The organism is Bacteroides cellulosilyticus, assembly GCF_020091405.1.
Classification (GTDB): Bacteria; Bacteroidota; Bacteroidia; order Bacteroidales; family Bacteroidaceae; genus Bacteroides.
On record NZ_CP081903.1, the window covers coordinates 3,950,728 to 3,962,307 of the forward strand.

The following is an 11,580-nucleotide window of genomic DNA, read 5'->3' on the forward strand; positions in this document are numbered from 1 at the left end:
CCGATTCCGGTTCCCCTTTTGTTATGAGTGAAAATTTGATTACTTGTCTTTTTTTAATGCTTCGAAAATCAGTCCTTCCAGTTCCTCGGCCAGTTCCGGATTATCAAGGATGACCTGTTTGGCTGCATCACGTCCCTGGGCAATTTTTGTGTCGTTGTAGCTGAACCAGGAGCCGCTTTTCTTGATGATACCTAAGTCGGCACCCAAGTCGATGATTTCACCGGCGCGGGAGATTCCTTCACCGAACATGATGTCGAATTCCGCGCGGCGGAAGGGAGGAGCTACTTTATTCTTTACAACCTTTACTTTGGTCTGCTTGCCCAGCACTTCTTCACCATTTTTGATGGCCTGGCTTCCGCGGATGTCGATACGTACGGATGCATAGAATTTCAGTGCATTACCACCGGTCGTTGTTTCGGGATTGCCGAACATGACACCGATCTTCTCGCGCAACTGGTTGATGAAGATGCAGGTGGTACGCGTTTTGCTGACGGTACCGGTCAGTTTACGCAATGCTTGCGACATAAGACGGGCTTGCAGACCCACCTTGTTTTCGCCCATATCACCTTCTATTTCGGCTTTTGGAGTTAAGGCGGCCACAGAGTCGATAACAATGATGTCGATAGCTGAGGAGCGAATCAGCTGTTCTGCAATTTCCAATGCTTGTTCACCGTTGTCCGGTTGGGAAATGAAGAGATTATCTACATCTACACCCAGTTTGGCAGCATAGAAACGGTCGAATGCATGCTCAGCATCAATGAATGCCGCAATGCCACCGGCCTTTTGTGCTTCGGCAATGGCGTGGATGGCCAGAGTTGTTTTACCGGATGATTCCGGACCGTAAATTTCGATGATACGTCCACGCGGATAACCGCCGACGCCAAGCGCTACGTTCAGTCCGATAGAGCCAGTGGGGATTACTTCTACTTGTTCGACGATGCCGTCGCCCATTTTCATGATAGAACCTTTGCCGAAGCTCTTTTCTATCTTGTCCATAGCGGCTTGCAGGGCTTTCAACTTTTCGCTGGATGCCATCTTGCCGCCATTTTCGTTATCAAAATTAAGTTCGTCTTTCTTTGCCATATTGCTTACTGTTATTAGAGTTGACGAGTTGACCAGGCATTAGTTGACAAGGAATGACCTTGCTATCTCCTTGTCAACTCGTTAACTAATTTCCTTGTGTACTTATAATATTTGTGCGGCGTGGTCTTTGGTTTTCACCTCCTTGGGAGTGATGATTCTCTCTATCACTCCTTCTTCATTGATAATGAAAGTGGTGCGGAAGGTTCCCATATATTTACGTCCGTACATACTTTTTTCTCCCCAAACACCGAATTGCTCCACGAGTTTCTTATCCGTATCTGCAATTAGCGGGAAAGGTAAGTTGTTTTTCTCAATAAATTTCTGGTGCGACTTTTCATTATCTACACTTACGCCAATTACTTCGTAGCCGGCCTTGCGTAATTCTGAATAATTATCGCGCAGGTTGCAGGCTTGTGCCGTACATCCTGAAGTCATATCTTTGGGATAGAAATAAAGAACTATCTTCTTTCCTTTATAATCGCTGAGGCGGATTTCTTCGCCTTTTTCATTGATGCCCAATACTTCGGGCGCTTTATCTCCAACTTGCATAATCTATAATTAAATTAAAAATGAAGAATTATACTTCCAAATCTTTATCAAACACTTCATGCCAAGGCAATCCCTGTTTGTTCAACTGTTCCATGAATGGGTCCGGATTAAACTCTTCCACATTCCATACTCCCGGTTTCTTCCACAATCCTTTGAGGAACATCATGGCACCTATCATGGCGGGAACTCCTGTTGTATAGCTTACACCCTGCATACCTGTTTCCTTATAGGCTTCCTGGTGGCTGCAATTATTGTAAACGTAGTAGGTGCGTTCTTTACCGTCTTTCAATCCCCGGATACGGCAGCCAATGGAAGTTTCTCCTTCATAATTTTCACCCAGATCCTGCGGATTAGGCAATACGGCTTTCAGGAATTGCAACGGAACGATTTTTACTCCGTTGTAATCTACTTCATCGATACGAGCCATACCGATGTTCTGGATTACTCGCAGGTGAGTCAGGTATTCCTGACCGAAAGTCATCCAGAAACGTGCACGCTTGATGGTAGGGAAGTTTTTCACCAAAGATTCCAATTCTTCGTGATATAACAGATAGGAATCACGTGGTCCGATATTCGGATAAGTCAGGTCCTTATGGATTTCCAACGGTTGGGTAGTTACCCATTGGCCATTCTCATAGTAACGTCCGTTCTGTGTGATTTCACGAATATTGATTTCCGGATTGAAGTTCGTTGCAAATGCCTTATGATGATTACCTGCGTTGCAATCTACGATATCCAGATATTGCATTTCATCGAAATAATGTTTGGCAGCATATGCAGTATAAATACCACTTACCCCCGGATCGAAACCGCAACCAAGGATGGCGGTCAGTCCGGCATCCTCAAAACGTTTCTTATATGCCCATTGCCAGCTGTATTCAAAGTGAGCCACATCTTTCGGCTCATAGTTGGCAGTGTCCAGATAGTTGACTCCGCTTTTAAGACAAGCTTCCATAATGGTAAGATCCTGATAGGGAAGTGCTACGTTTATGACGATTTCGGGTTTGAAGCTATTAAAGAGAGCAACCAGTTCATCCACATTGTCGGCATCTACCTGTGCGGTCTGGATGTTGGGGTTACCGATTGCTTTTACGATAGCGTCGCATTTGGACTTTGTGCGGCTGGCAATCATGATCTCAGTGAATACATCCGGATTTTGAGCCACCTTGTGCGCAACGACGGTACCTACACCGCCTGCACCGATAATAAGAACTTTACCCATTTCTTTTAATAACAAATTACGAGTTACAAATTATAAACTATCCTTCTTTTTTATTGGTGAGCAAATATAGGATTTAATTCGCAGATAAACATTAAAATCCGACTAAATACTTTTTATAAAAAGCTTCTATTTCTAAACAAACCGCTTGTATTTGGGTTATTTTGTATATATTTGCCCCGCGAAAATTAACTTAAACAACGAATAACAATGAAAAAAGTAATCGTTTCTCTTTGTATGGCAGGAGCTTTGATAGCTCTGTCATCTTGTCGCTCTTCCAAAGATGCTGCGACATTATCTTCCATCAATGGTGAATGGAATATTATTGAAATAAACGGTGCTGCCGTAGTGCCTGCTCCCAATCAGGAATTCCCTTTTATCGGTTTTGATACGAATACCGGAAAAGTGTTCGGTAACAGCGGTTGTAACCGTATGATGGGTTCGTTCGATGTGAACGCTAAACCCGGTACAATTGATCTCGGAGCTATGGCAAGTACGCGTATGGCTTGTCCGGATATGACGCTGGAACAAAACGTGTTGTCTGCTTTGGGACAAGTGAAGAAGTATAAAAAGTTAGGCAAGGAGAACATCGCTTTGTGCGGTTCATCCAATCGTCCTATTATTGTATTACAAAAGAAAGCTCCTACAGTGAAACTATCAGATTTGAGTGGTAAGTGGATTATTTCCGAAGCCGGTGGTCAGTCCATTCCCGAAGGTATGGAGAAACAACCGTTTATTGAGTTCAATCTTTCTGAAAAGAGAATACACGGCAATGCCGGTTGTAATCTTATTAATGGCGGATTTGTTGCAGACAATGAGAACAGCTCTGCAATTTCTTTCCCGCAACTCATTAGCACTATGATGGCTTGTCCGGATATGGAAGTAGAAGGCCGTGTGATGAAAGCACTGAATGAAGTGAAGTCTTTCGGTAAACTGGCCGGTGGTGGCATCGGACTTTATGATGCGGATAATACACTGGTGATGGTACTGGTAAAGAAGTAATCCGAATAATCCAGAATATAGAAAAACAGGATGCCAATATCAATTGGTATCCTGTTTTTTGCTTTAATGAGATACTACTTTCAAACCGATAATTGAACCTATCAGCGTTACAATAAAAAATAACCTCCATATAGTAGCAGGTTCCTTGAAGATCAGTATGCCCGCCAATACGGTTCCTACCGCACCTATCCCTGTCCATACAGCATAAGCCGTACCAATAGGCAGGGCTTGCGTTGCCTTTATCAGCAAAAACATGCTGATACTCATCGAAATAATGAAACCGGTGAACCACCAGTACATTTCACTACCGGTTGTTTCTTTAACCTTGCCCATGCACGATGTAAACGCTACTTCGAACAATCCGGCCACAATCAAATATATCCAACTCATAACTTTTGTTTTTTGTGTGCAAAGTTCATGAATTGGTTTGACTTCTTATTTAACAAATGATAAAAAGTGATTTATCTGAATTTAGCCCGAATACGGCTTAAGCTGACTTGTGTAATACCAAGATAGGAAGCGATATAGCCTAATTGTACTCTTTGCAAAAGATCCGGAGTATGATTCATCAGGTCTCTATAACGTTCCAGGGATGTCTTGAACTGTCGGCCGATAAACCTTTCTTCTGTTTTGAGCAATTCCTTTTCTGCAAATTCTCTTCCCCAGTTGGTGATGTGTATATCCTTGCTGAATAATTCATGTAAGGCTCGTTTCCTTACTTCATATAGTTCACATTCTTCCAAAAGTTCTATATTCTCATAGCCTCTTTGGTTGGATACATAGCTTTTCATGGATACCACCGTATCGCCTTCGCGTCCGAACCAGAATGTTATTTCGTTGTCGGCTAACTCAGTATAGGCACGTACAATGCCTTTCTTGATGAAGTATACTTTGGTCTCTACCTTGTCCGCCCTGAATAGGATATGCCCTTTGGGGTGAGTGACTTCAGAGATGATCTCCTTCAGCGCATTCTTTGACGGCTCCGGCAGCTTGCCTATATTATCGATAATCTGATCTAAATCCATATTGAGTACTGTATTATGTATCTTTATTTATGGCATTTGCACGGTGTTATCTCCGTACTGTCTCCGTATCATCTCCATGCTATCTTCGTATCACCTCCGTATCTGCTCCGTACCATCTCCATAGTCATAGGTATAGGCTTGGTACGGAGGTGGTACGGAGCAGATACGGAGCAGATATGGAGATGACAGATTGCGAAGTTGCAGATTCCGAATAAGGAAATGGATGTCTTGGGATGATTTATTTCCTTCTCTTCAGCCCTGCCCGTATTCTGCTCAAAGACTGTGGTGTAATATATAAATACGATGCTAAATGTTTTAACGGAACATATTGCAACAGTTCCGGATTCTCTTCCATTAGGGTCAGATAACGCTCTTTGGCACTTGGAGTACCGTATGCCAATGTGTAGCTATCAATGAATAAAATTTCCTGTTCAAAGATTTTTCGACCGAAGTTGGATAACTCTATAGAACTATTGAAGAGTTCTTCTAAATCCGGTTTGGCAATACCATAGGCAATACTTTCATTCACAGATTCAATATTCACTTGTGAGACTTCATTATTGGCATAACCCCAGGAGGAAAAAGCTATTTCTCCTGTTCCGGCAAACCAAAGGGAACTTTCAGTACCGTCTATCATATAATAAGCACGCCAGATACCCTTTTTCAAGATGTAGAAGTTACTGTTACGTTCTCCTTCTTTCACAATGGATTCCCCTTTACCGAAATGATATTCTGTCATGTGTGACAAAAGTTCATGCAGGCTTTTTTCCGGGAGTCTGTATCTTTGGCAGAATTTCTTTATCATCATTTCCATGCTGCAAAGATACTATATTTTTTTTGTGCTTTCTTTTTGCTTTTATATAAATAGTAAGTATGAAAAGGGTGGTCAGTAGCTCAGCCAGAGGGGTTGCCAACCAGATACCCGGATTACCAAAGAGTAGGGGGAGTCCGAAGAAGCACGCTGTCAGCAGGACGAAACCACGCAACAGGGTAATGATAGTGGCATAACGAGCCCGTTCCACACTTTGAAAATATCCGATGGAAACGATATTGACAGCGAAGAAAATAAAGCCGGTAGCATATAGAGGAAGTCCTTTGCTGGCTATTTCATAGGCCGGATAACTGCGGTCGATGAACATGGAAACAATCTCCGAACTGAAGAAGATGGTGACCAGAGCGAAGACAGTACCACAGCCGATGGCTGTTTTCAGCGCCAATAAATAGGCGCGACGTACACGGGTTTCTTCATGAAGTCCGTGATTGTAGCTGATAATGGGTTGAGCGGATTGTGCAATGGCGTTGTATACCATAAATATGATAGGGAAGAAGTAACATGCAATGCTGAATGCAGCTACACCTTCTTCTTGTAAATAATGTATAAACACGATGTTTCCGACAAACATCATGCAGGCAATAGCTACTTCACACAGAAAAGCAGAAGACCCTAGCCGGCACATATAACCTATATTACGACGAGTCAGTCGCATACTTTTGCGAGTGAATTTTACGGGGTAAAAGCGTAGAGCGCATTTGCGGTGGGAGAGGTAGATGATTATCATCAATGCTCCCACCGTAGTACCGATGGCGCTGGCAATAGCTGCACCGAACATGCCCCAACCGAAAGGAAAGATGAACAGGTAATCGAGAATGATATTCAAGATGGCAGCTACTACGTTGCACATCATGGCAAAGTTGGGTGATCCGTCCAGACGCAGGAAGAACATTCCTGAATTAAGCAGGGCGGTAAACACCGAGAACGGGACAAACCATACCATATATTCTACAGCCAGTGGGGTCAAACGCTCGGAACCGCCCAAAAGATGTACTACCTGTGGGGCGAACGAACAGAATAGCGTGGAGGTACCTATCAACAACAATGAAGATACAACTATAGACTGAGTAATATTGATGCGGGCAGCTTTTACTTTTCCATGTGACAAGTGGATGGAGGCTACAACAGATGCTCCTACACCAAACATCAGTCCGATGCCCGTAGAGAATAACCATAATGGCGCCACTATATTTACTGCTGCAAGTGCATCACTGCCAATACCTTTTCCTACGAATATTCCATCCGTAATGACAAATAATGCGGAAAATATCATTCCCAGTACAGTAGGGAGTAATAATTTGCGGAACAATGCCGCGATGTCTGTGTTTCTAAAATCAATGCTATCTCTTTCCATAATTATATTTAGTTACGAGCTACAAGCTACGAGCTACGAGTGGCTGCGCTATGATGCCGAAAGGCACTCGTAGCTTGTACTCTCTGCTTTTTCGTCGGCAAAATTACTGCTTTTATGTGGGAGGGCGATTAACAAATGGTAATTTTCGACAGAAAAACAAAGAAGAATTCTGCCAAACTGACAGCCTTTCTGCCAACCTATAAAATTACAACCTTCCTGAACATTTTGGCACGACGTTTGTCTTTTTATTGGCGTCTGCTGCTGATGCAGGCGACCGAAACTTGAATAATAACAAATAAAATATTAAAGATCATGGGAAAAATTATTGGTATTGACTTAGGAACTACAAACTCTTGCGTTGCTGTATTTGAAGGTAACGAACCTGTAGTAATTGCAAACAGTGAAGGAAAACGCACTACTCCGTCTATCGTAGCATTCGTTGACGGCGGTGAGCGTAAAGTGGGTGACCCTGCAAAACGTCAGGCTATCACGAACCCGACAAGAACCGTATCTTCAATCAAACGTTTCATGGGTGAAACTTGGGATCAGGTACAGAAAGAAGTTGCCCGTATGCCATATAAGGTTGTAAAGGGTGATAACAATATGCCGCGTGTAGATATCGACGGACGTCTGTATACTCCGCAGGAAATTTCAGCTATGATTCTTCAGAAAATGAAGAAGACTGCTGAGGACTATTTGGGACAAGAAATTACGGAAGCAGTTATTACTGTTCCGGCTTACTTCTCCGATTCTCAACGTCAGGCTACAAAAGAAGCCGGTCAGATTGCCGGTCTGGAAGTGAAACGTATCGTAAACGAACCGACAGCTGCTGCTTTGGCTTACGGTATCGATAAAGCGAACAAAGATATGAAGGTTGCCGTATTCGACCTTGGTGGTGGTACATTCGATATCTCTATCCTGGAATTCGGTGGCGGTGTATTCGAAGTATTGTCAACAAACGGTGATACTCACCTGGGTGGTGATGACTTCGACCAGGTAATCATCACTTGGTTGGTAGATGAATTCAAGAATGACGAAGGCGCTGACCTGACTCAGGATCCGATGGCTATGCAACGTCTGAAGGAAGCTGCTGAAAAAGCTAAGATTGAATTGTCTTCTTCTACAAGTACTGAAATCAACTTGCCGTACATTATGCCGGTAGGTGGTGTGCCTAAGCACTTGGTGAAGACTTTGACTCGTGCTAAGTTCGAAGCTCTGGCTCACACTTTGATTCAGGCTTGTCTGGAACCGTGTAAGAAGGCTATGTCTGATGCTGGTTTGAGCAACTCGGATATTAATGAAGTAATCCTTGTAGGTGGTTCTTCACGTATACCGGCCGTACAGAAACTGGTTGAAGATTTCTTCGGTAAAGCTCCTTCTAAGGGTGTGAATCCGGATGAAGTAGTAGCCGTAGGTGCTGCCGTACAAGGTGCTGTGTTGACGGATGAAATCAAGGGTGTGGTATTGCTGGATGTTACTCCGCTGTCTATGGGTATCGAAACTCTGGGTGGTGTAATGACTAAGCTGATTGATGCTAACACTACTATTCCGTGCAAGAAGAGCGAAACATTCTCTACTGCTGCTGATAACCAGAGCGAAGTAACGATCCACGTATTGCAAGGCGAGCGTCCGATGGCTGCTCAGAATAAGTCGATCGGTCAGTTTAACTTGTCAGGTATTGCTCCGGCTCGTCGTGGTGTTCCTCAGATTGAGGTTACGTTCGATATTGATGCTAACGGTATCTTGAAGGTGTCTGCCAAGGATAAGGCTACCGGTAAGGAACAAGCCATTCGTATCGAGGCTTCTAGCGGTTTGAGCAAAGAAGAAATCGATAAGATGAAAGCTGAGGCTGAAGCTAATGCTGAAGCTGATAAGAAAGAGCGTGAAAAGATTGACAAGCTGAATCAGGCTGACTCAATGATCTTCACTACTGAAAATCAGTTGAAGGAATTGGGCGACAAGTTGCCGGCTGATAAGAAAGCTCCGATTGAAGCTGCTTTGCAGAAACTGAAAGATGCTCATAAAGCACAGGATTTGGCTGCTGTTGATACTGCTATGGCAGAATTGAATACTGCATTCCAGGCTGCAAGTGCTGAAATGTATGCACAAAGCGGTGCTCAAGGTGGTGCACAGGCTGGTCCTGATATGAATGCCGGACAAGCTGGCGGTGCTCAGGATAACGGTAAGCATGGTGATAATGTGCAGGATGCAGATTTCGAGGAAGTCAAATGATTCCGATAAGGATACAGATAATAAACAATAAGCAAAAGCGTGCAGCTCAATGAGTTGCACGCTTTTTGCGTTTATGGGGTTCATGGTTGCTATGTGTTTTCTATGGGCTTTTTTATCTCTTATTTGCGACATGTTTGCGACACGTCTTATTTGGCGATAAGGTACAACTTAAATTGATATAAACCATTTAAAACGAGAAGAATATGCCAAGAGGAAATTACACCATTCAAAGAAGTTGCGAGGAGTGTGGTAAAATCTTTACTCCTTCCACATTGATGTCAAAGTATTGTTGTCCTGCTTGTTCCAAGAGGGCATACAAGAAAAGGCAAATCGCAAAAGAGAAAGAGGCGGTACGTCAAGCATTGGTCAGGCGAATCCCATCTAGTAAGGGGTACCTGACAGTTAAAGAGTCTATGCTGATTTACGGTATTAGCAAAGATGTACTTTATCGTATGATACGGCAGGGCTTGATACCATCATACAATTTTGGTCAGCGTCTGACACGCATTAGTCGGCAGTATATGGATGAACACTTCAAAACAAAGGTTGGCAGTAGAAAGAGAAAAAAGGAAGCATTGTCCTTTGAACCCAAAGACTGTTACACCATCGGAGAGATCGCAAAGAAGTTCCATATCAATGACAGCAGTGTATTTAAGCACATACGCCGTCATTCTATTCCTACACGCCAAATCGGTAACTATGTTTATGTTCCCAAATCTGAAATTGATAAATTATATAAGTCGTTATGAAGAAAGCATTACCTAATACCAAAGTGACCGTCAAGCTCAGAAGGTCGAACTACAAAGAAGAGTGGTATTTGATTATAGAATCATACCCGGTTTATAAGCGAGGTTCTAAACGGGCAAGTCGTGTGGTGGAATCCATTAACCGGACTATATCCACACCTGTTTGGGATAAATCGTCCATTGCACGCATTTTGCCAGATGGAACATTCAACTATAAGCCTAAGCGTGATTTGAATGGAATTATCCAATGTCGTTCAACCATAGACCAAGAGGCTTGTATCTATGCTGACAATGTTCGTAAGTTACGCCAACACGAATACGATAGTGCCATCCTATACACTGATAAGGAAAATGAAATCGCTGCACAGAATGAGCGGAGCGAACAGGATTTTATCAAGTATTTCAATAGTATTATAAGCACACGTCATCCCAACAGTTCTGATTCAATAATAGTCAATTGGAGGCGTGTAGGCGAATTATTGAAAATGTATTCGCAAGGGCAGCCAATTCCATTCAAGGCAATTTCCGTTAAACTGCTTGAAGACATTAAGATGTTCCTTCTCCGTGCTCCAATGGGAGGGAATAAGAAAGGTACCATCTCACAAAACACGGCATCGACTTATTTCTCTATACTCAAAGCTGGATTGAAACAGGCATTCATTGGTGAATATCTGACCGTTGATATAAGCGCGAAAGTAAAGGGAATAACAAATATAGAGAAACCTCGTGTTGCGCTTACCATGAATGAAGTGCAAATGTTGGTTGATACTCCTTGCAAGGATGATGTTTTGAAACGTGCGTTCTTGTTCTCTATTCTCACTGGATTGCGGCATAGTGATATTCAAACTTTGAAATGGAAACAAATTCAGCAAACAAGTAAGGGCACATGGCAAGCAGTCGTAATTCAGCAAAAGACAAAAAGGCCCGATTACAAGCCAGTCATTCAACAAGCCCTTCAATTATGCGGTGAACGCTCAAGCAATGACGAAGCTCTCGTTTTTGAAGGATTGACTGATGCCTCTTGGATTTCCCGTCCTCTGAAAGTTTGGATAGAAGCATCTGGCATCAAAAAACATATCACCTTCCATTGCGGGAGACATAGCTACGCTTCGCTATTATTGGAAAACGGTGTTGACATATACACCATCAAGTCTTTGATGGGACATACAAACGTCAAAACTACGCAGATTTATACGCATATCGTAAATGAACAAAAAGAGAAAGCCGCCAATACGCTGTATATAGAGAATTTGGCTTTATAGGTTATAGTGGAGATTTCCACCATTGAGCACCAATGACTTATATAGTATCAACGACACACTTACCACCGTATCCCCCTCATGAAGCATCGGCTTTTTGAGGGGGATTTTGTTGTATAGACGTTCTCTGTGAAGAGAGTATTAGTCCTAATAGTGGTTTATTCCTATTTTATTATCTCTTTCAGCAAATCATTGTGTTAATGAAAACTAAATCTATCGGTGGCAAATAAGTGGCTAATTGGTGGCTTTCAAGCACCTATTTAGCACTCATAAACATCC

12 protein-coding genes are annotated in these 11,580 nt (G+C 42.8%); 5 read left to right on the forward strand and 7 right to left on the reverse strand.

Translation table 11 applies throughout. The features are described from left to right. Positions 1–39 precede the first annotated feature (39 nt). From recA to K6V21_RS14575, 3 genes are all read right to left on the reverse strand, one after another. On the reverse strand, positions 40–1,083 hold the full coding sequence (gene recA / locus K6V21_RS14565) for a recombinase RecA (RefSeq protein WP_044265029.1): 1,044 nt from the start codon (positions 1,081–1,083) through the stop codon (positions 40–42). Positions 1,084–1,185: 102 nt separating this feature from the next. Then, on the reverse strand, positions 1,186–1,632 hold the full coding sequence (bcp, locus tag K6V21_RS14570; RefSeq protein ID WP_007215901.1) for a thioredoxin-dependent thiol peroxidase: 447 nt from the start codon (positions 1,630–1,632) through the stop codon (positions 1,186–1,188). A gap of 28 nt (positions 1,633–1,660) precedes the next feature. Next, positions 1,661–2,854: a saccharopine dehydrogenase family protein gene (locus tag K6V21_RS14575; RefSeq protein ID WP_007213211.1), complete on the reverse strand. Its 1,194-nt coding sequence runs from the start codon at positions 2,852–2,854 to the stop codon at positions 1,661–1,663. Positions 2,855–3,061: 207 nt separating this feature from the next. Here K6V21_RS14575 and K6V21_RS14580 point away from each other — a divergent pair, with 207 nt between their 5' ends. Beyond that, entirely contained in the window at positions 3,062–3,853 is a 792-nt protein-coding gene (locus tag K6V21_RS14580) for an META domain-containing protein (RefSeq protein ID WP_007213212.1), read from the forward strand. Between the two features lie 63 nt (positions 3,854–3,916). Here the strand turns inward: K6V21_RS14580 and K6V21_RS14585 are convergent, their stop codons facing one another. From K6V21_RS14585 to K6V21_RS14600, 4 genes are all read right to left on the reverse strand, one after another. Further along, positions 3,917–4,243 (reverse strand): DMT family transporter, encoded by a 327-nt coding sequence (locus tag K6V21_RS14585; RefSeq protein ID WP_217713869.1) that lies wholly within the window; start codon positions 4,241–4,243, stop codon positions 3,917–3,919. Positions 4,244–4,314: 71 nt separating this feature from the next. Beyond that, positions 4,315–4,878 carry a Crp/Fnr family transcriptional regulator gene (locus K6V21_RS14590; RefSeq protein WP_224319051.1) on the reverse strand — a complete coding sequence of 188 codons (564 nt, stop codon included), beginning with the start codon at positions 4,876–4,878 and terminating at the stop codon, positions 4,315–4,317. Between the two features lie 238 nt (positions 4,879–5,116). Next, on the reverse strand, positions 5,117–5,692 hold the full coding sequence (locus tag K6V21_RS14595; protein WP_044265037.1) for a Crp/Fnr family transcriptional regulator: 576 nt from the start codon (positions 5,690–5,692) through the stop codon (positions 5,117–5,119). Continuing rightward, positions 5,631–7,064, reverse strand: a complete 1,434-nt coding sequence (locus K6V21_RS14600) for an MATE family efflux transporter (protein WP_224319052.1) — start codon at positions 7,062–7,064, stop codon at positions 5,631–5,633. The genes K6V21_RS14595 and K6V21_RS14600 overlap by 62 nt, the downstream gene beginning before the upstream one ends. A gap of 135 nt (positions 7,065–7,199) precedes the next feature. Between K6V21_RS14600 and K6V21_RS14605 the strand changes: the two genes are divergently transcribed. From K6V21_RS14605 to K6V21_RS14620, 4 genes are all read left to right on the forward strand, one after another. Continuing rightward, positions 7,200–7,349 carry a hypothetical protein gene (locus K6V21_RS14605; RefSeq protein ID WP_224319053.1) on the forward strand — a complete coding sequence of 50 codons (150 nt, stop codon included), beginning with the start codon at positions 7,200–7,202 and terminating at the stop codon, positions 7,347–7,349. A gap of 27 nt (positions 7,350–7,376) precedes the next feature. Beyond that, the gene (gene dnaK / locus K6V21_RS14610) at positions 7,377–9,296 is read left to right on the forward strand and encodes a molecular chaperone DnaK (protein WP_217713865.1); all 1,920 of its coding nucleotides are present in this window, start codon (positions 7,377–7,379) and stop codon (positions 9,294–9,296) included. Between the two features lie 203 nt (positions 9,297–9,499). Further along, the gene (locus K6V21_RS14615) at positions 9,500–10,045 is read left to right on the forward strand and encodes a helix-turn-helix domain-containing protein (protein WP_224319054.1); all 546 of its coding nucleotides are present in this window, start codon (positions 9,500–9,502) and stop codon (positions 10,043–10,045) included. Further along, the gene (locus K6V21_RS14620) at positions 10,042–11,304 is read left to right on the forward strand and encodes a site-specific integrase (protein WP_224319055.1); all 1,263 of its coding nucleotides are present in this window, start codon (positions 10,042–10,044) and stop codon (positions 11,302–11,304) included. The genes K6V21_RS14615 and K6V21_RS14620 overlap by 4 nt, the downstream gene beginning before the upstream one ends. Positions 11,305–11,580 lie beyond the last annotated feature (276 nt).